Source organism: Bordetella genomosp. 5 (assembly GCF_002261315.1).
GTDB lineage: Bacteria > Pseudomonadota > Gammaproteobacteria > Burkholderiales > Burkholderiaceae_B > Bordetella.
Genome location: NZ_NEVP01000004.1, coordinates 222,774 through 249,070 on the forward strand (window position 1 = coordinate 222,774; position 26,297 = coordinate 249,070).

Consider the following 26,297-nt stretch of genomic DNA (forward strand, 5'->3'; position numbering starts at 1 on the left):
TGTGGGCGCCGATCCACGGCGCGCTTCCCGGTGTGCCGTTGAACAAGACCCACAACAATCAGGGGGAGACCATGACCATTTCAATAACGCGACGCCAATGCATGACATTGCTCGCCATGGCGCCGTTCGCGACCCGCGACGTGTTTGCCGCGGCCAAACAGGTCAGATTCGTGCTGCCTTATCCCGCGGGCGGCGGCGCGGACAATCTTGGCCGCATTCTGCTCGCTCGGGCGAGCGCCGAGCTCGGCGAAGTTTTCGTCATCGAGAATAGGCCTGGCGCCGGAGGCACGATCGGCGCCGCCGTCGTGGCGAACGCGGCGCCGGACGGTCAGACCTTTCTCTACGATGCCACCGGCCACGCGATCAACCCGTTTCTGTACCCCAAACTGCCTTACACGACGACAGATTTCGTGCCTGTCTTTCTGGCTGCGCGGTTGCCGAACATCCTTGTCACCCATCCCTCGGTCGAGGCGAATACGGTGGCGGAGATCATTGCCCTGGCGAAATCGACGCCAGGCGGCCTCGATTTCGCGTCGTCGGGCAATGGCACTGTCCAGCACCTGGGGCTGGAAATGTTCCAGCGGCAGGCTGGAATCAAGCTGAACCACATCGCGTATAAGGGCGGCTCCCAGGCATTGGCCGATGTCGCGGGCGGCCACGTCAAGTTTTACTTCAGCAATGCAGCCGCCTGCACCTCCTACATTCAGAGCGGAGCGGTGAAGGCCATTGCCCATACCGCTGAAGGGCGCCTGTCACAGTTTCCGTCGCTGCCGGCGGTTGAAGAGGTGCTGCCGGGATTCGTTGTGTACGAGTGGAACGGCGTCTTCGCACCGAAGGGCACGCCGCAGAACCTTGTGCTGGCGTTGAACGGCGCGCTTAATACCACCATCGCCGACCTCGAGATTCGTAAGCGCACCGATTTCTTCAGCGCGCTCACGTCTAAAAATACGCCAGAAGAGTTCGGCCGGTTCCTGGCTGACGAAAGGGAACGGTGGGGCCGGCTTATAAAAAGCGCGGGTATCAAACTGGGTTAACTAAGATGAACGACACAAAAGACCAAGGCCAGACAGCGGCGCACACGAACACCTCGCACTCCGCCGAGCCGCCGCCGATCGCGGGGCCGCTTGAACATCCTCGACGGCCGGGATGGAGGCCGCCCCCCGGTGCGTGCGATAGTCACGCCCATCTCTTCGGCCCCATCGATCGCTTTCCCTACACGGAGGGGCGTGGCTACACACCGCCCGAGGCGCCGCTGGAGCGCTATCTGTCGCTGCTCGATCACCTTGGTCTGGATCGCGGTGTCATCGTGCAGGGAAACTCTCATGGCTACGATAACCGCGTAGTGATCGACGCCGTCGAGCGCGAACCTCGCCGGCTGCGCGGTGTCTGCATCACCGATACCCGCGTGGGTCCGGCGGAACTCAAGCGCTGGGATGCTGCCGGCATACGCGGTCTGCGCTTTCATCTGTTTGCGAAGTCGAATCAGCCCACCTATCTGCGGGGCGTTGGGTGGGATGTGTTGCAAACGTTCCTGCCGACGATGCGCGACCTGGGCTGGGTCGTGCAATTGTGGATCGACTGGCGGCTGCTGCCCGACATCGTCGACGAGGTCGCCGCACTGGGACGACAGGCGCCGGTTGTGGTCGATCATGTCCTGAGCCTGCCCGCATCGCGGGGCGCATCCGATCCCGCGTTCCAGGCGCTGCTCCGGCTAGTAGGTGAGGGGCTCGTGTACGCCAAGCTCTCCGCGCAGAACCGTCAATCGGATGACCGCGACCGCTACGACGACGTGCGGCCCATGCACGAACAGCTGGTGGCCAGCAATCCCGAACGCCTGCTATGGGGTAGCGACTGGCCTCACACGTCGAGTCCTGCCGACCTCATGCCCGACGACGGGGCGCTGGTCGATCTCCTCGAGCAGTGGGTGCCATGCGCAGCAACACGGGAGACCATCCTGGTGCATACGCCGCAGCGGCTGTTCTGGCATCGCTGATCGTGCCGAATGCGGCGGCAGGCGCAGCTCTGCCGCTGGCCAAACTCCGCCCCTGAGAGACAAACTTGAATTTGCCAACGGATCCGGTCGGCGGGGCAGGCCTCGCTGCCTATGGCAGGCGTCTGCGCGCCGGCCAGACTACCGTCGTCGATACGGTGCAAGCGTACCTGGAGCGTATCGGGCAACTGGACGATCAGTTACGCGCCTACACCCACGTCGACGCGGATTCGGCGCTGCGTGCGGCTGCGGGACTGGACGCGCTTCTGGCCGGTGGCATCGATCTTGGGCCGCTCATGGGCGTGCCGGTGGCGGTGAAGGACGTTCTGGCCGTGACGGGCATGCCCACCCGGGTCGGCTCCGATGTCGAGGTCGACGATCTCGTCGGTGTGGAGGGCGGCTTCGTCGGCCGCTTACGGCGTGCCGGCTGTGTCATCCTCGGCAAGACGCAGACCGTCGAATTTGCGCTGGGGTCGGCCGGCACCAACTACCGGCGTGGCACGCCGCGCAATCCCATGGATTCACTTCACTATCGCGTTCCAGGCGGCTCGTCGAGCGGCTCGGCCGTCGCCGTCGCGGCGGGGCTGTGCGCGATGGCAGTCGGCACCGACACCGGAGGATCGGTGCGGGGACCCGCGGCGTTCTGCGGCATCTTCGGCATGAAGTTCGGCCGCCACATGATGCCGCATGACGGCGGCATGTTCTCCATGAGCCGAAGCTTCGACTCGCTGGGTCTGATCGCGCCGCGCGCGACCGACGTCGCGCTTGCGTGGGGAGCCCTATCCGGCCAGGTCGTGCCGAGCGTCGACTTGGGCACACTGAAACTGGGCTTGCCTCAAGACTATTTCTTCGACGGGATCGACCCGAGGATGGCTGCGTGCCTACAGTCCGGGCTGGACGCCCTGGTTGCGGGCGGCGTGCGGATGGTGCCATTCGATATACCCGCACTTCGCGAAACGGACGCGATCTACTCTGTTGTGGCACGCCATGAAGCGATTGCCATGCTGGGCAGGGAGCGGTTCACGGAAATGCGGGCGCAACTGAATCCCGACGTTGCGCATCGACTGGCCGCCGGGCTGGAAGTGTCGGCAGCGCGCTACGAGGCCGCACAACGCCGGCGTCAGACGCTGCTTGCTCAAGTGCATGCGGCATTCCACGACATCGCCGCGTGGATCGCACCTGCCAAGCAGCATTTTCCGCCGATCTACCCCGGCGATTGGCCGAGTGGCGAGGCCGAAGAGGCGATGGAGCGCAGCTGCCTGGGGCCTACGCGGCCGGCGAACGTGTTCGATCTCTGTGCAAGTGCGGTGCCGCTCGGCCACCACCATGCGCCGCTCCCGGCCGCCTTGCAATTGTTGGTGCCGGCTGGGCAGGAGGCGCGCTTATTGGGAATGTCGGTGGCCTGCGAGGCTGAGCTCGGGCCGCGGGGGTTGCCAGATATGTCCCGGTGGCTGCGGTCGGTCTAGGAGGGGGCGGAGGCGCTGGCGGCGGCGCCCGCCGGACCACCCTCGGCATCCCCCACCGGCCAACAACCTCCCACCGCACCCCCAAACCCCACCCGCCCCGCTAGCCTCGACCTCCTGACAAAGGAGGCGCCGATGCGGGGCAGGGCGGTGATGGTGGGGCTGGTGGCGGGCGCCGGGATCGTGCAGGTGCAGGCGTCGCTCTGGCATGCCGGGGCACTCGCCGCCGGGGCGCTGGGCGCTGCCGCGTTGCTGGCGTGCCTGCGCACGAGGCCGCGCGTGAGCCGGCACGGCGCCATCTTGGGGCTCGTCATCGCGTGCTGCCTGGGTATCGCGCTCGGCACGCTCAACGCCATCGCTCAGGCGCTCCCGCGCCTCGCGCAATCTGTGCCGGCGCATCTGGAGCAGCAGATCGTCGTCGCCTCCGCCCGCATTCTCACGCTTACGCAAGGCGATGATCGGTCGCGCCGCTTCATGGCGGAGATCGATGCGCCGCGGCATCCCGGCTTGTCGCGCCAGGCGCTCGTGACGTGGCGTGCGCTGCCGGGTGATACCCGGCCGGTGCCGACGCCCGCGCCCGGGGAACGTTGGAACATGACGCTGGTGGTGCGGCAGCCCTATGCCGCGCTCAATCCTTTCCTGCCGGACCAGGAGGGGCGTTGGTTCGCGGCGGGGGTGCGGATGCTGGCGTCGGTGCGTGGTAATCCGGCGCGCGTGGACGACATGCCGTGGGCGAGTTTTTCGATTGCGGTGGAGCGGCTGCGGCACGTCGCGCGCGAGCGCATGCAGGCGGTGCTGGGCGAGATGCGGCAGGGGCCGCTGCTGGTGGCGCTGGCGCTGGGCGATGGCTCGGGGATTTCGCTGTTGCCGACCAAAATAGACCTGAACTAGCTCCTTATGCAAACCTTTGATTCCGAAGAAAAAGCAAAGTCAGGGCAATTTCATCTGAACAATTAGTTCATGAACCGGTGGAGTTGCCAAGGTGCTACGGCATAGACAATTTGAGCTTGAACTGGCTAGACCGTCGCGCCAGGACAGGCAGCGCAAAAGGCATCCCTATGCCGGCAAGCAAAGCTCGTTGGGTGCAGATGGCATGTTGGAAGGCACGAGCCACATGGCGGCGGTTGGGCCGAGAAAGCGGGAGCTTCTGACACAACCCTTGAGAAATCCCGACTGAAGACGCGAAATCAAGTTGGTCGCTCGGAATATCACGCTCGTCCTGCATATCGCACCCTGCATTAGCGCGGGGCCGCGTCACGCATCGCTGAGTAGAGGAGGACGCGTTCCGGCAATGATATTTCGACGGCCTGCTAGTCGGAGGCATGGTTCTCGCATCCGCTTGGATTTCTTTGGCAACCGTGGGCGTCCCTTCGGCCATAGCTCAGCGGCAAGCACAGGTTCGCTCAAAAAGTTGACACTTTTGTCAGTATTTCCAGGGATAACCCGATGCTATCGCAAAAAGTGTTGACACTTTGTGTGAGGCAGCCCAACATGACGCCATGGACACTGAATTTCTTTCCGAATCTGGCGCGGGCGGCGAGAGAGGCCTGAGTAATCGAGTTTTCGACGACTTGCTGCAGGCTATTTACTCTGGTCGTATCGGCCCGGGCGAGGCTATTAACGAGGCCGTGGAAGCCAAGCGCTTGAATGTGAGTCGTGGGCCTGTGCGTGAGGCCGTGAACCGCTTGCAGGGAATCGGTCTACTGACACGCGTGCCCTACGTGAAAGCGCGGGTCATCACGCTAGACAGTGCCACGGTCCTCGAACTGTTCGAGTTTCGAATGGCGCTAGAAGGCATGGCCTGTCGTCTCGCTACTGAACGGATCTCCGAGACGGAATTAGAAGAGCTTGAACACCAGTTGGACGCCTATCGGCGAAATCCGATTGCGATGGGAGAACGCTTCGATTTTCATGCACGCATTGCGCAGGCCTGCCGCAACACGCGACTGAGTGCGGCTCTCAATGATGACACCTTCGTGCTCCTCAAGCTTTATAGGTCAAGTTCAGGCTCCGTTCCCGAGAGGAAGGACACGGCATACGACGAGCATCGCCAGATCCTGATGGCGATGAAGAGCCGCAATAAGGAACTGGCCGAGTCGCTGATGCGTTCGCACATCGGCCGTGCTGCGGAGCACGTGCGTAGCCAAATGACAACCAGGCAAGGATAGAAATGGGCTTACTCAAAGATCTGATCAACGCAGATGACATCTTGGTCACCCCCGGGGTGTACGACGGATTTAGCGCGCGCATCGTCGAGCGCATGGGATTTAAGACCGCCACGATCTCGGGCGCGGGAGTTTCCGAAAGCCGCCTAGGGCTGGCGGATCGTGGCATTTTGGGCCTGGCTGATAACGTAGACACCTGCTCCAAGCTGGCAAATTGCACGAGCTTGCTACTCCAGGCGGACGCGGACACTGGTTACGGCAATGAGCTCAACGTGTATTACACCATCCGCGAATTTGAGAAAGCCGGCGCCGCGGCAATCATGATCGAAGATCAAGTGTTCCCGAAGCGTTGTGGACACATGGCCGGCAAGGCAGTGATTCCGGCAGACGATATGGTGAGGAAGGTTCGTGCAGCAGTGGCGGCTCGTACCAATCCAGATCTTGTCATCAAGGCGCGCACCGACGCAGCGGGGCCAGTTGGACTCGAAGAGGCAATACGCCGGCTCAACATGTATGCGGAGGCAGGGGCGGATTGCTTGTTCGCCGATGCATTGGGTAGTGAAGCCGATATCGAGCGAGTAGCTCGCAACGTGCCCAAGCCCCTATCCGTCAACATGGGTTTGGGCTTGAGATCCCGCCGCACGACACCATTAATCACGCCCGCACAACTGCGGAACCTGGGAGTGGCCCAAGTGTCGTACCCGCGCCTGTTAAGCGCTGCGTCACTGCGAGGCATGCTCAATGCTATGCAGGTTTTCAAAAGCGATGTGCTCGAAGAAGCGCGGGTAGTGAATCGCGAAGATCTGCAGGTCAGTTTCGAAGAAATCTGCGAATTGATGGGATTGAACGATCTCGAGGAACTCGAAGCATCCTTTCAGTAAGTCATTACACAAGCCCTGTCAGGGCTGGAGCGAGGCAAAAATGAACGTAGGAAAATGGCAGCGGACCCTGGGGGGCGCTGGGGTGACGCTCGCCTTGTTGGCGACTGGTCAAGTGACGATGGCAGAAGAATATCCGGGCAGCCAGCCCGTCCGGCTGATCGTGGGTTCGACGCCGGGAGGCGGCGGAGATTCGGTGGCTCGGCTCGTGGCGGAGAGCTTTGGCAAACACTTGGGGGCGAGCGTCACGGTGGAAAATCGCCCCGGAGCTGGCGGCAATATCGCCACAACGATGGTCGCCCGTTCGAATCCAGATGGCCACACTCTCTATTTCGCCTATCCCAGCCTGGTGATCAATCCGGCCATCATGCCATCCATGCCTTTCGACACCAAGAAGGAGTTGCGCAGCATTGGCAAAATTGGCAACAACCAGTCCGTGCTCTTGGCGCGTCCCGGATTGCCGATTCAGAACTTCAAGGAGTTCCTCAAGGAAACGAAGGCAAATCCGGGCAAGTACTCGTTCGCAGGCCTCCAGAGCTCGTCGCAATACATAGCGGGTCTCTTGCTGGCTCAGCAATTCGGCCTCGACCTGCTAAACGTTCCTTACAAGGGGAATGCAGGCGCCATGAATGATCTGATTGGCGGACAAGTGGATTTCATCTTCAACACTGTCGGTGTGTCACAGCCCTTTGTCGAAAAGGGTACGCTGAAGGCGCTAGCTGTCGCAGGAAAGAATCGTACCGCGCTGTTTCCCGACGTACCAACCATCTCCGAAGCGAGTGGGCAGGATTTCGTCGCCGAGGGATGGTACGCCATCGTCGTGCCGGTCGGAACACCCGACGCCATTGTCGACAAGGCGTCTGAGGCACTTAAAGCTGCGCTAGTCGAGCCCACTGTAGTGCAAAAGCTTACGGCGCTAGGGGTAGACGTGGATTACCAGACGCCAAAGCAGTTCGATGCATTCGTGGCGACGGAGGTTGATCGCTGGAGCGAGGTGGCCCAGCGTGTGAACCTGTCTGGTCAGGGAGCGGCAAAATGAGAGAAGCCGTATTGAAGGTCGGAACTGACCGTGAGCGTGTCGACTTCCTCGCGATTTATCCCTGGATCGATGAGATCGCGGATCGTGACATGGCCGCATCCGTATTGGCCGTCCTCGACGAATTGTGGGGCCAGTCGCGTTTCGCGACCTTTGACAAAATTCCGACGTCCGGCAAGATTGCATATCCGAACTTACCGCATACGCAATGTGTGGTGGAGATGTCTCTGGCCATCGCGGATGCGTTTACTCGCTACCACGGCACTGTGGTGGATCGCGACGTCCTCATTGCCGCCGCAGTGTTGCAGGACGCTAGCAAAATGGTGGAGTACGAGCCGACAGACGATGGCGTGCGCCATACCGAAATCGGCAAGTCATATACCCACGCATTCTGGTGTGCTCACGTTGCGCTTAACCACGGTCTTTCAGCCAAGGTGGTGCATATAATTTTGACGCATAGCCCACAGGCTCCGCGCTTTCCGGAATCGCTCGAAGGCAAGATCCTGTATTACGCAGACCAGTTGGACGTGATCGCCATTCATGGTGATCGCTGGATCAAGCAACTGATGATCTCAAAATGACGCGATCGCCACACCATGCCCGCTCTAGCAGCCCCGCCACGCCACCAGTCGTGCAGAGCAAGGCACTTCTCAAGCTGACGAACGGCAAAGTGGCAACGTGTATGTCGGTCAAGTTGGTGCCGTCGCCAGATGTGGCGCGCATCGCAGCGCACGCGGGTGTCGATGCCCTTTACGTGGATCTTGAACATGGGCTGATAGATCCGTTTGTTTGCGGGCAAATTTGCCTCGCCGCTTTCGACGCGGGCATTACACCGCTGGTCCGGATCCCTGCTGGTGACCTCAGTTTGGCCGCCAGACTTTTGGACAATGGTGCGATGGGCATCATCGTGCCGCACGTCGAGACGGCGGAAGATGTGCGGCGTGCTGTCCGGGCGTGTCGGTATCCGCCGCTGGGCCAGCGCGGCTCGGTCAATCGGCTACCCCATTGGGGTTACTCAACTTTCCCCGCCGATCGGCTGCAAGCATGGCTTGAGTCGCGGACGCTGCTCGTTGCGATGATCGAATCGTTGGATGCGATTGACCGGCTCGACGAAATTGCTGCAGAGCCAGGCTTGGATTTGATCTGGATCGGGATGAATGACCTGAGTTCAAGCGCGGGCGTGCCCGGCGACTACGACCATGCATCGATCATTAAGGCGGTGACTCGCATACGCAAGGTTTGCGCTAAGTACGGTCGAAAATGGGGCGTCGCGGGGTTGGGCGACAACGCTGGTTTGTACCAGCGCTACATCGATAATGGTGCCCAGTTTGTCTCCTTGGGATCCGACGCCCTACTACTAGGGCGTGCGGTGCGGGCTGCAGTCCTTCGCATGGCGGACACGGTTAACGGGCCATGAACTGCCCCGGGACAGCGTCGCGTTTGGCGGCACTGTCCCTGAGGACTTCGTTGCCGTGCGGATAGTCTCGCCATTGAGATGGGTGGCTGCGGCGGCTCCCAAGTACCTGAACCGACGTGCGCCCATTACGAAGCCTGAGAACCTGAAGGACCATAACTGCATCCAAATTCGCACCGGAGAGGGGGTGATCTACCGCTGGGAATTTGAGAAAAACGGCGAGCGACTGTCCGTAGAGGTGCCGGGCCAACTCTGCGTAAACGAAACCATGTTTGGTGTCGAGATGGCGACCTCGGGGGCTGGGATCACCTACTGTCTGGAGCAACGTATTGAAGATCAGCTGGCTCGTGGCGAGCTTCAGGTCGTACTATCGGACTGGGCTCCAGTTGAGCCCGCCTTTTACATCTACTATCCGGGGCACCGGCAGACCCCAACAGGCCTAAGAGAGCTCATCGACATGTTGAGAGAGCAACCCCCGACTTAAGCACTTGGTGGCGAGAAAGGCGCAACCGAGCGCGTGCGCAAGCGTTGAATTGAGGTTATCTGTCGCGACTTGCTGGCTCAATGGCGGACTCGCTAGTATGCAAAGGCGTCGATCGCGCCGATCTCTTCAACTTCCTCTGCGGAGAGCACAAGGCATATGGCCTTTACGTTCTCTTCTAGATGGGAGGGGCGAGTCGTGCCAGGAATCGGAACGAGGATAGGACTTTGGTGGAGCAGCCAAGCCAACGATAGTTGTGCTGGTGTGGCTCCGTGGCGTTTGGCGATTTTCTTTAGCCTGGCGATCTCGACCGAGTTAGACGAGATCGCCGAGGGCGAGAAGCGTGGCAAAAGTCGGCGCCTGTCTTCCAACGGGAACTCGACTCCTGCCGAAATCTTCCCAGTAAGAAATCCCTTACCTAGAGGACTAAAGGGAACCAGGCCGATGCCAAGCTGTTCTAGGAGAGGGAGTACCTCTTCCTCGCTTGAACGGCTCCATAAAGAGTACTCGTTCTGGACAGCTGTCACCGGATGGACTGCGTGCGCGCGTTTGATCGATGCCGCGTCAACACCAGAGAGTCCAAAGAATCGCACTTTTCCCGCCACTATCAGGTCTTGTACTGCTCCCGCGACGTCTTCGATAGGGACAGCAGGGTCGAGACGATGTTGATACAGCAGGTCAATGTAATCTGTCTTCAATCGGCGTAGGGAGCCTTCGACAGACCGCCGAATATGATCAGGTCTGCTGTCCCTCAATGGAATTCGGCTCGCACCCTCGTATGTGAAGCCGAACTTGGTGGCAAGAGTGATCTTGTCGCGTGCATACGCTACCGCTGCTCCCACTACTTCTTCGTTCAGGTGAGGGCCGTAGAGCTCAGCCGTATCGAAGAAATTTACGCCTAGGTCGATAGCTTGCCGAATTAGAGCGATTGCCTGGCTGCGTTCCACGGGCGGGCCAAGCCCATAGCTCAGGCCCATGCAGCCAAACCCTATGGCTGACACCATCAACTCGCTGTTTCCAAGCTTGCGCTGTTTCATCGTTCTAAAGATAGGGGGGTATTTCCCCGCGGAGCAACTGTGCAGAAATTTGCTCGGGCGCCACTAGTTGAACAGCTTTGTTGCCTTGGCGTGCCGCTGTGCTTTAACCGGCTCCGAAAGAAGTCGATTCTCGATTGCACTACGCAAAGTCGATTCGTCGCCGCTCACGACATGATCGAGTTCGCCCATCAATGCTTCGTAGCCCATCTTGCCCACGATCGCCTTGTCGAATTTCTCTCGCTTGCCGATGGGGCTATTGGCCAAGCCTGCGTTTTCATGAAACTTTGTGTTGGTAGCGCCCGGCAGCAATGCGGTGACGGATACGCCGGTACCGCGCAGCTCCTCCCGGATGGTTTCAGCAAAGGAGAAGCCAAAGGCCTTCGAAGGACCGTACACGGATTCGTAGGGTGTAGGGGTGGTGGCGGATACCGAAGAGACGATCAGAATTTTGCCCTTGCCATTCCGGACCATATGTTGCACGACGCGCTTTGCCATGTGGACCGTCCCGGTCACGTTGATGGCGACGACCCGCAGGTCGTCCTCAAGACTATTCTCGGCGAACGGTCCACCGATTGCGATCCCAACGTTCAATACGGCCGCTTCTACCGGGCGGCTGAGCTCGGAGACGAACTGCCAGAACCCTTCGACACCTTCAAAGGTGGCGGCATCCGCTTTGTAGGGATAGGCATTAGCGCCAAGCTGCTTCAACTCCTCAGCTGCGTTAAAGATTTGGTCACTCGACCCCGATATAGCAACGTCGTATCCGTGTGAGGCGCACTGCTTCGCGAGCTCAAGGCCAATACCTGACGAGCTGCCTGTCACTAAAGCTAAGGGGCGTTGGACATTCATCATGCACTCCATCGAATTTCAAGGAACTTTCAACTTCGCAAGTCGTTGGTCGATGGTAAGCCTTCAGCTCAACCTCAGTGTTGACCACCTTCGGATGCTCCGTTAAGAAAAATTCACAAGTCTTAAGCGGCGGAATGGACTCATGCCTCCATTTCAAGCGACGGGGCATCCGCCAGGCTTGGATGTGAGCTTGTCGAAATTGGCCGAATCTCGGGCTTGTAGGGCAGCGCCAAGGGAAGAGGGTTGATTGATGAATAAAAATGGATAAAGCTTTGAACGAAGCTAACTAATCCCTGAACGCCGTGCGCATATGATCGAGCGGTCCCGGCGACCGACCCGCTCGTCTACTTGCCCCATATCCACGTGTTCCACACTACGTTTTCGCTCGCTTTCCTGTATCTGTTGTGGCGCTTCGTCCTGCCACTACCTATCGCCCGCGTCTGGGCGGCCCTCATTGCCATCGCGCTGCTCGTTGTCTCTAAGATGCATTGGATCAACGATGCTCTATACGGGAACATGTGGTCCTTCGAAGTGCCGTATCGGGTCGCACTTCTCATGGGTTGGCTGTTTTGCGCTTTCGTCCTCTTGTTCGTCTTCATGCTTGCCGGAGACCTTGCGCTCCTGGTCACCTGGGTCGTTCGGGGCAAGAACGCACGTACTCGCCTTGGCATGTGGGTATCGCCAGCGGCGCTGTTCTTGGCCGCCGTAATCTCTGCGATTGGCGTGGCCAACGCGATACGAGTACCGGAGGTAAGGCATATCGACTTACCGATCGCCGATCTTCCCGAATCGCTTGATGGTTTCAAGTTGGTGCAACTCTCCGACACCCATATCAGTCGCCTGTTCCCTGAAGCGTGGGTGCGCCAAGTCGTGGAGCGAACCAACAACTTGTCGCCCGACTTGATTCTCTTCACTGGTGACTTCATTGACGGAACGGTCGAGGACCGCAGATCTGATGTCGCGCCCTTGGCGGATCTGCGTGCAAAGTACGGTGTGCTCGGCATTCCAGGCAACCATGAGTACTACTTCGACTATGTGAAATGGCGTCAGCAGATCGAGGAAGTCGGAATCAAGCTTCTCGAGAACGCCCACGTCGAGTTACCTATTGGGAAGGCAGGACTCACGATCGTTGGCGTGACCGACGCGGCTGCCACCAACTACGGATTTGTTGGTCCCGACATGGAAGAGGCTATGCGTGGCGCGCCTACTACCTGGCCTGTCATTCTTATGAGTCATCGTCCCGAAGGCGCTAACGAAAGCGCTCGGGCAGGCGTTGATCTCCAACTGTCTGGTCACACACACGGCGGCATGATTGTCGGCCTGAATCAAATCGGCAAGTACGCCAACCAAGGCTTTGTCTCGGGAATGTACGAGGTTGGCCCGATGAAACTTTACGTCAGCAATGGCATCGCGCTGTGGATGGGGTTCCCGATTCGGCTGGGGGTGCCGGCGGAGATCACGGAGTTCACGCTGCGCGCCGCAAAGCCCAAATAACGGAACCAGCTCTTTGCCAACGGCGCACACGAGCCTACTCATTGGGTTCACTCTGTGTCTATGGATTTTTTTCTGGCGACCTGTCGCCCCGCGATTTGAATAAGGATTGATATATGAAGCTCCGACTAAAAGCAGCGACGGCAATCGTGCTCGCCACTCTTTCAGCCCAATCCTATGCGCAGGAACGCCCTTCATCCTTTTACGTGGACGTGACCGCAACAAATGTTCCGCTGGCCCCGAATATGCACGGGATCGATGCGGCGATGATCGACGTGGATGGGGATGGGGATCTCGACGTGATTGTCGCAGTGGAGCATGGTCCCAATGCGCTGTATCTCAACGATGGGAAGGGGAAACTGACCTGGAAGCCGAACGTTTTTGAGGCGACGCCACGTGATACTGAACACGTAGAGGTGGGAGACTTCAATCAGGATGGACACATGGACGTCATCTTCGTCGCCGAGGCGGATGAGATGCACGCGCTCTACTTTGGTGATGGCAAAGGCGGGTTCGTGAATCGAACCAATCGCTTGCCTCGAATGAGTCAGGGAAATGCCGTAGCGGTCGGCGACGTAAATGGCGATGGACTGCCCGATATCGTGGTGGGGAACACGTCAGAAGACAAGCCGGAACCGGCCTACAACTTCCTGTGGCTCAACGATCCGAAACGACCAGGACATTTCATCGATGTGAGTGACTCGAACTTGCCTCGAGTGGCTTCGCATACGCAAGATATTGCGTTGGTAGACATGAACGGTGACGGCCATCTCGATATGGTTCTCGCCAATCAAGAGCCGCCGAACCGCCTATTTATCAATGATGGAACGGGCAAGTTCATGGATGCAACGGACAGGCTTGATCTCAAGGTTCCGCTGGAGACCAGAGAGGTTCACGTCTTCGATGCCAACCGAGATGGCCTGCCCGATATCATGTTCTTCAACCTTACCAGCAATAACCATGGCTGGGATAAGGACCCGCAAACGCGTCTGTTGATCAACGATGGCAAGGGTAGCTTCCGTGACGAGACGGAGCAGCGGCTGCCGGCCCACACGTTCTCGAGTTGGGGCGGGATGGTCGTTGACTACAACGAAGACGGTGCCCCTGACGTGTTGGTTAGCGCGATTCAAGTTCCCGGCTTTGTACCTCTTCAAGTGCGCGCGTGGACGAACGATGGTACGGGAAAGTTCACTGACGATACGCTAGCAGTCGTCCCCGGATATACCGTTGGGCGAAGCTGGAGCATGGCCAAGGGCGATCTGGATGGCGATAAGAAGGATGACATCTTTATCGGGGGCTGGCGTTCACAAGCCCGATTGCTATTGACCAACACCTCGGTCGCCAAGCCTACGCCGCTGCAGCCGACACCTTACATCGTCCAGGGCCGCTGACCGAAGTATCGACCGCGCTCCGCTGCCGCGGGCGCGCGGTCGATCAAGCCCTGGTTACGGCGCGCCTTGATCGCTGCGCGCGCCGTCCTTTCTCACCCGACTCTGAGCTTCGTAGGACACCGCCTTTTGGCGTTCTGACTGCGAAGGCCTCGTTGCGCCCGTCGAACCTACGAAGCTTTGAGTCGCTTGTCTTCATCCGAGGTGCCTAATGCGCTTTCCTTACGAACAAATCTCGCGAATCTCCTGGTCTCTTGTGGCCGCGATGATTCTCGCCGGATGTGAGAAGTCAGATCCGATCGTTCTTACCCCTGTCGTCGAGGTGGGGGTCATGGACGTCGCAACTGCGCCGGTGCCGGTGCACAGCAGCCTGAGTGGACGAACCTCCCCATTTCTTGTTGCTCAGGTTCGCGCTCGCGTAGACGGGATTGTCTTGCGCCGGGAGTTTGTGGAGGGATCGGAGGTCAAGTCTGGCCAACTGCTATACAAGATCGACCCAGCTCCATACGTCGCTGCGCTCAACAGCGCGAAGGCTAGCCTTGCCCGCGCACAAGCAAACCTTGTTGCTCTAAACGAAAAGGCGCGACGCCTGCGTAACCTGGTAGGAAGTAACGCCGTTAGTCGTCAAAGCTATGACGACGCCGTCGCGGCGCGGGGGCAGGCCGCCGCAGACGTGGCAGCAGCTAAGGCGGAGGTCGATTTAGCAGAAATTAATCTTGGGTACACCGACGTTCGTTCACCGATCGACGGACGTATTGGCATGTCGGAGGTGACGGCAGGTGCATACGTCAGATCGAACGATGCGACGCTGATGGCGACGGTGCAGCAGCTGCAACCCATGTATGTAGACCTGACACAGTCGACCGCTGAACGACTGCAGATGAATGTCGACCGTGATGCGGGCCTCATTCGCTCGAAGAACGGACACTCCGCGGCGGTGAGGCTCACGCTCGAGAACGGTCAAGCGTTCCAAGAGCTGGGCGAACTTGAGGTGTCCGACTTCACCGTGGACCAAAGCACAGGTTCCGTAACGGTTCGGGCAGTGTTCGCCAATGAAAGTCGGACATTGCTGCCTGGGATGTTCGTTCGCGCTCAAGTGCTCGAGGGCATAAACGAATCTGCCATGCTGATCCCGCAGACGGCGATCACGCATGACCAAGCAGGCCGTCCGATCGCGCTGGTCGTCGGTCAAGACGAGCGGGTGTCGCAAGCGATCCTGACCACCGCGGGTACGCATGGGGGAAGTTGGATCGTCACCTCGGGCGTGAAGCCGGGCGACCGAGTGGTAGTTCAGGGCATAAGCAAAGTTCGGCCGGGTGAAAAGGTTGTTACCGTTCCGGCGCAGAGCAATGACAGGACGCCGGTTCCTAGCGTGGCTGGCAACGAACGGCCCACCACCAACTCCCGTTCGTAAGCCACGAATCTTTCAGGCGTTCCTACATGGCAAATTTCTTCATTGATCGCCCCATTTTCGCGTGGGTCCTTGCAATTGTTTTGATGCTCACCGGGATCGGAGCGATCTTTTCCCTACCCGTGTCGCAGTATCCAACCATCGCTCCGCCAACAATCCAGATTCAAGCGAACTATGCAGGCGCTTCGGCCAGCACAGTCGAGAACACAGTGACTCAAGTTATCGAGCAGCAAATGCGCGGCATTGATAACTTGCTCTATGTGTCGTCTACCAGCGATGACTTTGGCACTTCTTCGATCACGTTAACGTTCGCTCCTGGAACTAACGCAGACATCGCGCAAGTGCAAGTGCAGAACAAGCTTCAGCTTGCTACTCCCCAACTCCCTGCTACCGTTCAGCAGTCAGGCATTGAAGTCACCAAGTCGAACAACAACATGTTGCTTGCGATCGGATTTGTGTCCGAAGACGCAAGCATGGATCGCGATGCGCTAGCCAATTACTTGGCTGCGCACATGCAGGATCCGCTCAGTCGGCTGGACGGTGTCGGAACCGTAACGCTGTTCGGCACTCAATTTGCAATGCGTGTTTGGCTCGACGCAGCGAAGCTGAGCAACTACAAGCTGAATGCCACCGATGTCACGGCAGCTATCGCCGAACAGAATGTGCAGATCGCCGGCGGGTCGCTCGGTGGAACCCCGTCTTCGCCGGGACAGATGTTCCAAGCCACGATCACCGAGGCTACGCTTCTACGCACTCCTCAAGAGTTCGAGAATATTCTGCTGAAGGTTAACCCTGACGGCTCGCAGGTTAGGATCCGAGACGTGGCTCGAGTCGGGCTCGGAGCAGAAAACTATAACTACTTGACCGAGTACAACGGGCGCCCGGCGGCGGCGATTGGGATTCAGCTTGCCACAGGGGCAAACGCGTTAGAAGTTGCCGAACGCGTGCGCGCGCTCGTGACCGAGATGCAGCCGTTCTTCCCCGCTGGCATGGTGGCACAGTATCCCTATGACACTACGCCTTTTGTGAATGCTTCGATTGAGGGCGTGATCAAGACGCTAGCCGAAGGCATCGTCCTGGTTTTCCTGGTGATGTATCTCTTCCTGCAAAACTTGCGCGCGACGTTGATTCCAACTATTGCCGTGCCTGTGGTTCTTCTTGGAACTTTTGCAGCGATGGCAGTAGCAGGGTTCTCGATCAACACGCTTTCCATGTTCGGTCTGGTCCTTGCCATCGGTTTGTTGGTGGACGACGCGATCGTCGTCGTGGAGAACGTTGAACGAGTCATGGCAGAGGAAGGCTTAGGGCCGAAGGAGGCTACGCGAAAGGCCATGGGTCAGATTACTGGAGCTCTGGTCGGGGTGGCACTCGTGCTGGCCGCCGTCTTTGTGCCAGTGGCGTTCGCAAGCGGTTCAGTAGGCGCGATCTATCGACAGTTTTCCCTCACTATTGTCGTGGCTATGCTCCTGTCTGTGGCGGTCGCCGTCATCTTGACCCCAGCACTGTGTGCGACGCTGCTCAAGCCGATTCAGCCGGGGCACGCTAAGAAGACGGGCTTCTTCGGTTGGTTCAACCGCACCTTTGACATGGGCCAACGGCACTATCAACGTGGCGTTTCGAGCGTTATCAAGCGCTCAAAGGAATGGCTCCTGCTATACGTCTTGCTGTTGGGCGTGATCGCTGTCATGTTCATGCGTATCCCCACCGCGTTCCTACCCGAGGAAGATCAGGGGACGATGTTTGTACTTGTGCAGACGCCCTCGGGCGCGACGCAGGAACGAACTGCTCAAGTCCTCAAGGACATCAGCAACTATCTTCGCAACGAGGAGAACGACATCGTTCAATCCACTTGGGAAGTCAACGGATTTAGCTTTGCTGGGCGCGGGCAGAGTTCCGGCATCATCTTTGCCCAAATGAAGGATTACGATGCCCGGCCCGGTGATGACCAAAAGATCCAGGCGCTGGCGCGACGCGTCAATGCTAAGTTCGCTTCCTACAAGGATGCTGTGATCTCCGCTGGCACGCCGCCCTCGATCCCCGAGCTCGGCACCGCTTCAGGCTTTGACCTGCAATTGGTTGATCGAGCCGGGCTGGGACACGATGCCCTCATTCAGGCGCGAGATCAACTCTTGCGTGCTGCCAATCAAAGCTCAGTGCTGCAACAGGTAAGGCCTAATGGCTTGGAAGACACTCCAAAGTTCAAAGTCAATATTGACCGTGAGCGAGCGAGCACCTTGGGGCTTACGGCATCGGCAATCGACCTGGCCTTCGCAGTGGCCTGGGGTTCGGCTTACGTCAACAACTTCCTCGATAGGGATAACCGGGTCAAAAGAGTCTACGTGCAGGCGGATCCGCAGTGGCGGATGACACCGGAGAATCTGAATGACTGGAATCTGCGCAATAGTTCAGGTGACATGGTTCCGTTCAGTGCATTTGGCACGGGAGAATGGATCTATGGTTCGCCTAAACTCGAACGCTACAACGGCGTCTCGTCTGTGCAGATCCAAGGAAGTTCGGCGCCAGGTCGCTCTACCGGTGAGGCCATGGCGGAGATGGAGGCCCTCATGGAGCAGCTCCCGGCCGGCATAGGTTATGAGTGGACGGGCATCTCCTATCAGGAGCGCCAGTCCGGCTCGCAGGCTCCCGTCCTCTATGCCATTTCCATCTTGTTCGTTTTTCTTTGCTTGGCCGCGCTTTATGAGAGCTGGTCAATTCCTGTTTCAGTCATGATGGTCGTTCCGCTCGGTGTGGTGGGAGCAATCGGCGCCGCGTTGATGAGAGGACTGGAGAACGACGTTTTTTTTCAAGTCGCCTTGCTTACAACCGTGGGCTTGTCAGCGAAAAATGCCATCCTCATCGTTGAGTTCGCTAGAGATCTGGAGCAAAGCGGCATGGGGATTGTCGAGGCGGCGATCGAGGCGTCTCGACAACGTCTGCGCCCCATTTTGATGACCTCGCTCGCGTTTATTCTCGGGGTGGTCCCTTTGGTTCTTAGCAATGGCGCCGGATCGGTTAGTCAGAACTCCATTGGTACGGGAGTGATCGGCGGCATGTTGACTGCGACGTTTCTCGCAATTTTTATGACGCCGATGTTTTTCGTGGTGATTGGCAAGTTGACCCTACGACGGAAAGCGACGCGCGCGGGCGATGCTCAAGCCGCGTCCAGTCTGCCGTGATACCGCCTGGACTCACTCGGGCCGTTTCAGGAACTCAATCAGTTCGGTGAGGCCCGGTGGAACCATGCGATGCCCTGGGAAATAGATGTAGAACGCGGGTTCAATAGGGGACCAGTCGGGCAGCACAACTTGCAGCTCGCCGGTCTGCAGCCACGGGGTCACGCGCTCTTCGAGGCAGTAGAAGATGCCTACATGGTTCAAAGCCAGCTCCACGCCCAGCGTCGTTTCGTTGACACAAAGCTGGCCAGGCACTTCTACAGCTACGCGCTCTTGACCTTGCTCGAATTCCCACCGATAGACTACGCCGTTGCCGGTTCGGATCTGGATGCATTCTTGGCTCTTCAGATCGGCTGGCGTAGATACTGGGGGGTGCTGGTTGATGTAGCGAGGAGACGCGACGGCGACCCATCTGAGAGGTCGACCAAGTCTAATCGCAACAAAATCCTCGGGTACGGTACCTCCGAAACGAATGCCCGCGTCGAAGCCCGCAGCAACGATGTCGATCATTTGGTCGTTGACCGCTATCTCCACGTCAACCTCAGGATAAGCCTTCAGAAACTGAGGCATGTGCTTGGCGATCAGAAGCCTCGCGCCATCACTGAGAACGTTGATCCGAATCCGTCCGGCTGGGCGATCGCGATGTTGGTTCACCTCGTCGAGCGCCCCACCGATCTCTTCGAACCCGATCTCGAGACGTTTAGCTAACGAGCTACCGGCATCGGTTGGAGCTACCGTCCGTGTCGTTCTGTGGAGCAGGCGAATGCCGAGCCGCGTCTCGAGATTGCGGATGGCATGGCTCAGCGCCGATGTAGAAATTCCTAGCTCGACGGCAGCCTTCGAAAAACTGCGAAGCTTGTAGACGGCGAGAAAGGTGTTCAATTCAGCGAGGTCCGCACGAGATAGGCGGGTTGTAGGTCGTGCTGGCATAATGGACCGAAATTGTTGAAAAAAAACGAATGATTATGCCATTGTGGCCCCGCTGATTCGGTAAATAGTCAAGATTTGTGCAATTTCACTCATGAGTGCGCTCGCGGCATTCCTGCTTACCTTGGTCATGCCCCCCCGCTGGAGGAAGCGTTAAGTACGTGTCCAAGGTTGGTAAATTGATCAACATCGGCTTGCACGGTGGCCCTTCACAACCCCTGCGTTGGAGGTCTTGTATCAGGCGGCATGGCCCGGCCAGTAGGAGGCTGGAGCAGCGACGAATTTGCATGTTTGAATGTATGCACTCTTGCCGTCGAAGAAACCTCTTCGCTCAGTGGCTTCGCGGAGCGGCGTTGGCCAGCGGTGACCTGCTCCCCGTGATTAGTAGTAAATCGATGTAGAGTCCGTTCCCAAAACGTCCTCGCCGCCAGCCTCGCGCTGAAAACAGACATATTGCGGCCGTGCCCGCGCACCCTCGGCATCCCCCACAGGCCAACAACCTCCCACCGCACCCCCAAACCCCACCCACCCCGCTAGCCTCGACCTCCTGACAAAGGAGGCGCCGATGCGGGGCAGGGCTGTGATGGTGGGGCTGGTGGCGGGCGCCGGGATCGTGCAGGTGCAGGCGTCGCTCTGGCATGCCGGGGCACTCGCCGCCGGGGCGCTGGTCGCGGCCGCGTTGCTGGCGTGCCTGCGCACGAGGCCGCGCGTGAGCCGGCACGGCGCCATCTTGGGGCTCGTCATCGCGTGCTGCCTGGGTATCGCGCTCGGCACGCTCAACGCCATTGCGCAGGCGCTCCCGCGCCTCGCGCAATCTGTGCCGGCGCATCTGGAGCAGCAGATCGTCGTCGCCTCCGCCCGCATTCTCACGCTCACGCAAGGCGACGAACGGTCGCGCCGCTTCATAGCGGAGATTGATGCGCCGCGGCATCCCGGCTTGCCGCGCCAGGCGCTCGTGACGTGGCGTGCACTGCCGGGTGATACCCGGCCGGTGCCGACGCCCGCGCCCGGGGAACGTTGGAACATGACGCTGGTGGTGCGGCAGCCTTATGCCGCGCTCAATCCTTTCCTGCCGGACCAGGAGGGTCGTTGGTTCGCGGCGGGGGTGCGGATGCTGGCGTCGGTGCGCGGTAATCCGGCGCGCGTGGACGACATGCCGTGGGCGAGTTTTTCGATTGCGGTGGAGCGGCTGCGGCACGTCGCGCGCGAGCGCATGCAGGCGGTGCTGGGCGAGATGCGGCAGGGGCCGCTGCTGGTGGCGCTGGCGCTGGGCGATGGCGCGGGGATTTCGCGGTCCGACTGGGATCTGTTCAATCGCACGGGCATCACGCATCTCGTGAGCATCAGCGGCTTGCATGTGAGCCTGGTGGCGGGCGTGGCGGGGTGGCTGGCGAGCCGGGTGTGGCGGCGGCTGCGGTGGCGCGGCCGGGCGTGTTGTGTGTGGCAGCCGGCCAGCGTGGTCGGCATGGTGGTGACGGTGCTGGTGGCCGGCGCGTACTCGCTGCTGGCGGGCTGGAGCGTGCCGACGCGGCGCACGTTCTTCATGCTGGCGGCGTTCGGGGTGGCGGTGTGTTTGCGCTGGCCCTTGTCGCGCGGACGCGGGCTGGCGCTGGCGGCGGCCGTGGTGGTGGTGCTCGACCCGTGGGCGCCGCTGTCGCCGGGCTTCTGGCTGTCGTTCGGCGCGGTGGCGGTGCTGATGGCGGTGTGGCAAGAGCCGCTGTCCCAGGGCCGCCTGGCGCGGGCGTGGCGTGGGGTGCGCATGTTCGGCCGGACGCAGGCGGTCATTACCTTGGGGATGGTGCCGCTGTTGGCGTGGTGGACGCAGCAATTGTCGCTGGTGTCGCCCGTGGCCAATGCGATCGCGATTCCGGTGGTGAGCATGCTGGTGACGCCGCTGGCCCTGGGTGTGGCGATGTTCGCCGCCGTAGGCGCTGTCTGGCCGTGGGCCGACGCGGTCGCGTGGGGGCTGGCGTGGCCGGCCGACGGGCTGGCGAGGGTGGTCATGGCCTTGATGGAATGGATGGCGGGATACGAGCATGCGAGCCTGGCCGTGGCATCGGCGCCGTGGCCGTGGGTATTGGCGGCATGCGCGGGCGTCGTGTGGGCCCTGCAGGCGCCGGGGTGGCCCGGCCGCGCGTGGGGCTGGACGGCGCTGGCGCCGCTGGTGCTGTGGCGCGCGCCGGCGCCCGCGCCTGGCGACTGGACGCTGCATGCGCTCGATATCGGTCAAGGCACGGCCGTGATCGTGCGCACCGCGCGTCACGTCATGGTCTACGACACGGGACCGCTATCGCCCGATGGCTGGGACGCCGGCGAGCGCATGGTGGTGCCGGTGTTGCGGGCGTTGGGCGTGCGGGCGCTGGACACCCTGGTGCTGTCGCATGCCGACATGGACCATGTGGGCGGCGCGATGGCGTTGCTGCAAGCCATGCCGGTCCGCACGGCCTATGCGTCGTTCGACCTGACCCGCTGGCGCGACCAGCAACTGCGTCAACGTGCCGAGTCGTTCGGCGACCTCGAGCCGCCGTTACCGGAGACGGTATCGCCATGCATGGCCGGTCAGGCCTGGATGGTGGACGACGTGCGCTTCACATTTCTGCATCCGCCTGCGGGGCTCGGTCCCGCGTCGACCAACGCGCGCAGTTGTGTGCTGCGCGTGGAGGGCGCCCATCATTCGGTGCTGCTGCCGGGTGATATTCCGCGCGAGTACGAAGCGCGGCTGGCGGCTGCGCTGCCCGCTACCGATCTGGTGCTGGCCGCGCATCACGGCTCCAACACCTCGTCCGGTCCGGAGCTGGTGCGCGCGGCCAGTGCCGCACATGTGGTGTTCCAGGCCGGCTACCGCAACCGCTATGGCCATCCGACGGCCGCGGTGGTCGCGCGCTGGCGCGCGCAGGAAACGCACGCCTGGCGCACGGATCGCGATGGCGCGATCACGGTGCGCTCCGCCGGCGCGGGCCTGGCGGTGGAGGCGCAGCGCGAGGCGGGGCGGCGCTACTGGCATCGCGACCCGGCCGGATGAGCGCGCGATGTGGCTACACTTGCGCTTTCGTCAATCATGCAGGATGCCGTCATGAGCGCAGATTCGTCCAGCCACGCCGTGTTGATCCCGACCGGCGCGATGTCCAACCCGGTGGCCGGCAAGCCGCGCCGCCCGCTCACCGGCGACGCGGCGTTTCTGTCGCAGACCGCGTTCGAGGCGCGCGAAGGCAAGGTCGAGTCGGGAATTTGGGAGAGCTCCGCCGGCACGTTCCAGTCGAACACGACCGGCTATGTCGAGTTTGGCTACATCCTGGAGGGCGCGGCGCGCCTCGTGGACCCCGATGGCACCGTGCACGCGCTCACGCCGGGCACCGCGTTCGTCATGCCGGAGGGCTACACGGGCCACTGGGAAGTGGACGAGCGCGTGAAGAAGGTTTACTTCATCACGCGTTTTTAAGCCCGGCACGCTGCGGCGCCTTACTCGCCTTGCGCCGCGGCGTCGGTTTTTCGGGGGCGGCCTTCAGCATCGGCGCGACCCCGGCGACCCCGGTCACGCCGGCCACACCGGCGATCCCGGCGACCCCGGCCGCATCGCTCATCACCACCATTACCTCCGCGGGCGTCCTGCTGCGCGTGAGGTACATGTGACCGATGCCGCTATCGAAGTAGGCCGTCTCGTTGCGGGCCAGAATCAGCGATTCGCCTGTCTCGAAGCGGATCTCCAGCTCGCCCGACAGCACCATCAAAAACTCCTGCCCCGCGTGGCGCACGAAGCCGTCGAACGCCTCCGGACCGCGGGCCAGGATACGGCCGTACATGGGTGTCATGGTGCGAGCGGGGTACTGCGCGGCCAGAAGCTTGTAGTCGTACGGGCCCGTGTGATAACCGGGCGCGTCGTCGATCGTGGTGCGCAGCGGCCCGGGCGCCTCGGTGGTGCGCTGGGCCGGCCCGAACAATTGACCGATGTCGACCTCGAGCGCGCGGGCTACCGCCGCGAATTTCTCGTAGCTGATCGAGACCTGGCCCAGCTCCATCTTGGACAGCGTGGACAAGGCCACGCCAGTCCGGTCGGACAGCTCGCGCAGCGTGAGGCCGGCCGTCTTGCGCAAGGCGCGCAGGCGCATGCCGAGGCTTTTGCGGTCGGCGAGGATGTCGGGGGAAAGCGGGGCGGGCGAGGAGGCGCGCATCGTTTCGTTGGGGACAGGGTCTCGGGACTTTCCCTTAAACCCGTGCAAAACCTGGGATTTAGCCATTGTGACCATTGACGGCCATTTTGTCATATTTGAGAATTCTCATATCCGAGAAATTAGGCAATACGAGGCCGACGATGCGTGCGCAGGATTTTGATGTGGTGATTGTGGGGGCGGGGATCGCGGGTGCGTCGCTGGCGTACCGGCTGGCCGGCCACCGGCGCGTGCTGATGCTCGAGCGCGAAAGTCAGCCGGGCTATCACTCCACCGGCCGGTCGGCCGCGATGTTCATGGAAACGTACGGCACCGCGCAGATTCAGGCCCTCACGCGCGCTAGCCGCGCCTTTTACGAGCGTCCGCCCACGGGGTTCACCGAGGCCGAGCTGCTGCACGAACGCGGCTGCCTCTACATCGCCAATGAGGAGCAGCGTGACGAGCTCGACGCGGCAATCGTCGCTGCATCCGCGCGGGCAGCCAATGTGCGGCGCCTCACGCCCACCGAGGCGCTCGAGCGTGTGCCCTGTCTGCGCCCCAAGGCGGTTGCCGCCGGGGCGATGTTCGAACCCGAGGCGCGCGATCTCGACGTGCACGCTCTGCATCAGGGCTTTCTGCGCGGTGCCCGACGAGCCGGTGCCGAGCTGCGCTGCAACGCCGAGCTGCGCGAAGCCCTCTGGGCCGACAGTGGCTGGGTGCTGCGCCTGAGCGACGGCTCGACCGCGAGCGCGCCGCTGCTGGTCAACGCGGCGGGTGCGTGGGCCGACGAGGTGGCGGCGCTCTGCGGCGTTCAGCCCGTGGGTCTGCAGCCGTGCCGCCGCAGCGCGTTCACGTTCGCCGCGCCCGAGGGCGCCGAGATCGCGGCCTGGCCGGCGGTCGTCGGCATCGACGAGAGCTTTTACTTCAAGCCCGACGCGGGTCAGCTGCTGGGTTCGCCGGCCAATGCCGACCCGGTGGCGCCTCACGATGTGGTGGCCGAGGAGCTCGACGTGGCCACCGGCATTTACCACATCGAGACCGCCACCACCCTGGCCATCCGCCGTCCCTCGCACGTGTGGGCGGGGTTGCGCTCGTTCGTGGCCGACGGCGATCTGGTCATCGGCTACGACGACGTACAGCCCGGCTTCTTCTGGCTGGCGGCGCAGGGCGGTTACGGCATTCAGTCGGCCGCCGGGGTGTCCGAACTGGCGAGCGGCCTGGTGCTGGGCGATGGCCTGTCCGACGCGCTGGCTCGCGAAGGGGTGAACCCCGATCTGCTGCGACCCGCCCGGTTGCGCGCCGGTCACTGAGCCACGTCGGCCGGCCGCGTCGCGGCACTGCCCACCACTTCTGCAGCATCCATGAACAACAAGGGGAACACCATGTTCAAGCAACGCAGCAAGTTCATCGCGGCCAGCGCCGCGATCGGCCTGGTCATGGCGGGGGGCGCCGCGCAGGCCGCCGGTTACCCCGAGCGGCCGATCCAGCTGGTCGTGCCGTATCCGCCGGGCGGCGCGGGCGACGTGCTGGGCCGCATCCTCGCAAAACGGCTGGGACAGGAGCTCAATCAGACCATCATCGTGGAAAACCGCGCGGGCGCGGGCACGATCCTCGGCGCGCAGTATGTGGCCAAGGCCCCTCGCGACGGGTACACGCTGCTGATGAGCTCCGGCACCACGTTCACGGTCAATCCCGCCGTCTACGACAAGCTGCCTTACGATCCCGCCAAGGATTTCCAGCCGGTGGGCATGGTGGGCCGCGCGGCGCTCGTCCTGGTAGCCAACGCCAACGAGCCGTACTCCGACGTCAAAGGACTGGTTGCGGCCGCAAACAAGGTTGGCGACAAGTTTTCCTATGGCTCGTTCGGCATCGGCACGGTCTCGCACTTCGCCGGCGAGATGTTCCAGGAAGCCGCCGGTACGCGCATGACGCACATTCCGTACAAGGGCAGCTCGCCCGCCATGACCGACCTCATCGGCGGACAGATTCCGATCCTATTCGACACTGTCGTGGCGGCACTGCCGCAGATCAAGTCGGGCAAGATCAAGGCGCTCGCGGTCACGACCGCGCAGCGTTCCAGCTTCCTGCCCGATGTGCCCACGGTGGCCGAATCCGGCTATCCCGATGTGGCCATGGATACCTGGATCGCGATCTTCACGCCCCGCTGCACGCCGCCCGAGGTGGTGAGCAAGCTGGACCGCGCGATCGCCGCCGCGCTGGCCGACAAGGACACGCGCGCGCAGTTGCAGGCCACGGGTTTCGAAGCCACGCCCATGGATGGCGCCGGCGTCGCATCGGTGATCGCTCAAGAAACGCCGCGCTTCGCCGAGATCGCCAGGCGCGCCGGCATCAAGGCGCAATAAAGCACGCGGGCGGACGTCGGGGTGTCCGGTATCCGCCGGCGCCCACTCCGCAAGCCTGGCCGCGGCGGTAAGATGCCTGCGGTATG

At 61.3% G+C, this 26,297-nt stretch carries 22 protein-coding genes; 18 read left to right on the plus strand and 4 right to left on the minus strand.

What is annotated here, in order from left to right:
* Positions 1-38: 38 nt before the first annotated feature.
* The 10 genes from CAL25_RS06545 (at position 39) to CAL25_RS06590 (ending at position 9,430) form a co-directional block, all read left to right on the plus strand.
* Entirely contained in the window at positions 39-1,034 is a 996-nt protein-coding gene (locus CAL25_RS06545) for a Bug family tripartite tricarboxylate transporter substrate binding protein (protein WP_170948413.1), read from the plus strand.
* 5 nt (positions 1,035-1,039) lie between these two features.
* The gene (locus CAL25_RS06550) at positions 1,040-1,993 is read left to right on the plus strand and encodes an amidohydrolase family protein (protein WP_094799147.1); all 954 of its coding nucleotides are present in this window, start codon (positions 1,040-1,042) and stop codon (positions 1,991-1,993) included.
* A 65-nt stretch (positions 1,994-2,058) separates the two neighbouring features.
* Positions 2,059-3,456, plus strand: a complete 1,398-nt coding sequence (locus CAL25_RS06555; protein ID WP_094799148.1) for an amidase — start codon at positions 2,059-2,061, stop codon at positions 3,454-3,456.
* A gap of 132 nt (positions 3,457-3,588) precedes the next feature.
* On the plus strand, positions 3,589-4,344 hold the full coding sequence (locus CAL25_RS06560; protein ID WP_094799149.1) for a DUF4131 domain-containing protein: 756 nt from the start codon (positions 3,589-3,591) through the stop codon (positions 4,342-4,344).
* Between the two features lie 608 nt (positions 4,345-4,952).
* Positions 4,953-5,621, plus strand: a complete 669-nt coding sequence (locus CAL25_RS06565) for a GntR family transcriptional regulator (protein WP_094799150.1) — start codon at positions 4,953-4,955, stop codon at positions 5,619-5,621.
* A gap of 2 nt (positions 5,622-5,623) precedes the next feature.
* Positions 5,624-6,499: an isocitrate lyase/PEP mutase family protein gene (locus tag CAL25_RS06570; RefSeq protein WP_094799151.1), complete on the plus strand. Its 876-nt coding sequence runs from the start codon at positions 5,624-5,626 to the stop codon at positions 6,497-6,499.
* Between the two features lie 40 nt (positions 6,500-6,539).
* Positions 6,540-7,535, plus strand: coding sequence for a Bug family tripartite tricarboxylate transporter substrate binding protein (locus CAL25_RS06575; RefSeq protein ID WP_094799152.1), 996 nt, complete (start codon positions 6,540-6,542; stop codon positions 7,533-7,535).
* On the plus strand, positions 7,532-8,113 hold the full coding sequence (locus CAL25_RS06580; RefSeq protein ID WP_094799153.1) for a hypothetical protein: 582 nt from the start codon (positions 7,532-7,534) through the stop codon (positions 8,111-8,113). The genes CAL25_RS06575 and CAL25_RS06580 overlap by 4 nt, the downstream gene beginning before the upstream one ends.
* Positions 8,114-8,214: 101 nt before the next feature.
* The gene (locus CAL25_RS06585) at positions 8,215-8,949 is read left to right on the plus strand and encodes an HpcH/HpaI aldolase family protein (RefSeq protein WP_170948414.1); all 735 of its coding nucleotides are present in this window, start codon (positions 8,215-8,217) and stop codon (positions 8,947-8,949) included.
* Entirely contained in the window at positions 8,897-9,430 is a 534-nt protein-coding gene (locus CAL25_RS06590; RefSeq protein WP_094799155.1) for a LysR substrate-binding domain-containing protein, read from the plus strand. Before CAL25_RS06585 ends, CAL25_RS06590 begins: the two co-directional genes overlap by 53 nt.
* A gap of 92 nt (positions 9,431-9,522) precedes the next feature.
* Here the strand turns inward: CAL25_RS06590 and CAL25_RS06595 are convergent, their stop codons facing one another.
* Together CAL25_RS06595 and CAL25_RS06600 are read right to left on the minus strand one after the other, a co-directional pair.
* Positions 9,523-10,464, minus strand: a complete 942-nt coding sequence (locus CAL25_RS06595) for an aldo/keto reductase (RefSeq protein ID WP_094799156.1) — start codon at positions 10,462-10,464, stop codon at positions 9,523-9,525.
* A 63-nt stretch (positions 10,465-10,527) separates the two neighbouring features.
* Positions 10,528-11,316, minus strand: a complete 789-nt coding sequence (locus CAL25_RS06600; protein ID WP_212590876.1) for an SDR family NAD(P)-dependent oxidoreductase — start codon at positions 11,314-11,316, stop codon at positions 10,528-10,530.
* 360 nt (positions 11,317-11,676) lie between these two features.
* Between CAL25_RS06600 and CAL25_RS06605 the strand changes: the two genes are divergently transcribed.
* The 4 genes from CAL25_RS06605 to CAL25_RS06620 all read left to right on the plus strand — a co-directional run bounded on the left by CAL25_RS06605 (position 11,677) and on the right by CAL25_RS06620 (position 18,779).
* Positions 11,677-12,807, plus strand: coding sequence for a metallophosphoesterase (locus CAL25_RS06605; RefSeq protein ID WP_094799460.1), 1,131 nt, complete (start codon positions 11,677-11,679; stop codon positions 12,805-12,807).
* Positions 12,808-12,920: 113 nt separating this feature from the next.
* Entirely contained in the window at positions 12,921-14,195 is a 1,275-nt protein-coding gene (locus tag CAL25_RS06610) for an FG-GAP repeat domain-containing protein (protein WP_094799157.1), read from the plus strand.
* Positions 14,196-14,403: 208 nt separating this feature from the next.
* Complete coding sequence (locus tag CAL25_RS06615; RefSeq protein ID WP_249278972.1) at positions 14,404-15,606, plus strand: efflux RND transporter periplasmic adaptor subunit; 1,203 nt, start codon at positions 14,404-14,406, stop codon at positions 15,604-15,606.
* A 26-nt stretch (positions 15,607-15,632) separates the two neighbouring features.
* On the plus strand, positions 15,633-18,779 hold the full coding sequence (locus CAL25_RS06620) for an efflux RND transporter permease subunit (protein ID WP_094799158.1): 3,147 nt from the start codon (positions 15,633-15,635) through the stop codon (positions 18,777-18,779).
* 12 nt (positions 18,780-18,791) lie between these two features.
* On the opposite strand, the gene CAL25_RS06625 is transcribed toward CAL25_RS06620, so the two are convergent.
* On the minus strand, positions 18,792-19,658 hold the full coding sequence (locus tag CAL25_RS06625; RefSeq protein ID WP_212590877.1) for a LysR family transcriptional regulator: 867 nt from the start codon (positions 19,656-19,658) through the stop codon (positions 18,792-18,794).
* A gap of 610 nt (positions 19,659-20,268) precedes the next feature.
* Between CAL25_RS06625 and CAL25_RS06630 the strand changes: the two genes are divergently transcribed.
* Positions 20,269-22,725, plus strand: coding sequence for a DNA internalization-related competence protein ComEC/Rec2 (locus CAL25_RS06630; protein ID WP_094799160.1), 2,457 nt, complete (start codon positions 20,269-20,271; stop codon positions 22,723-22,725).
* 51 nt (positions 22,726-22,776) lie between these two features.
* A complete protein-coding gene (locus CAL25_RS06635; protein ID WP_094799462.1) occupies positions 22,777-23,142 on the plus strand; it encodes a cupin domain-containing protein in 366 nt (121 codons plus the stop codon).
* Here the strand turns inward: CAL25_RS06635 and CAL25_RS06640 are convergent.
* Positions 23,129-23,938 carry a helix-turn-helix domain-containing protein gene (locus tag CAL25_RS06640; protein ID WP_249278973.1) on the minus strand — a complete coding sequence of 270 codons (810 nt, stop codon included), beginning with the start codon at positions 23,936-23,938 and terminating at the stop codon, positions 23,129-23,131. The two genes, CAL25_RS06635 and CAL25_RS06640, sit on opposite strands and share 14 nt — an antisense overlap.
* Before the next feature lie 74 nt (positions 23,939-24,012).
* Here CAL25_RS06640 and CAL25_RS06645 point away from each other — a divergent pair, with 74 nt between their 5' ends.
* Positions 24,013-25,158 carry an NAD(P)/FAD-dependent oxidoreductase gene (locus CAL25_RS06645; RefSeq protein ID WP_094799162.1) on the plus strand — a complete coding sequence of 382 codons (1,146 nt, stop codon included), beginning with the start codon at positions 24,013-24,015 and terminating at the stop codon, positions 25,156-25,158.
* Positions 25,159-25,209: 51 nt separating this feature from the next.
* Entirely contained in the window at positions 25,210-26,211 is a 1,002-nt protein-coding gene (locus tag CAL25_RS06650; protein ID WP_249278974.1) for a Bug family tripartite tricarboxylate transporter substrate binding protein, read from the plus strand.
* Positions 26,212-26,297: the final 86 nt, after the last annotated feature.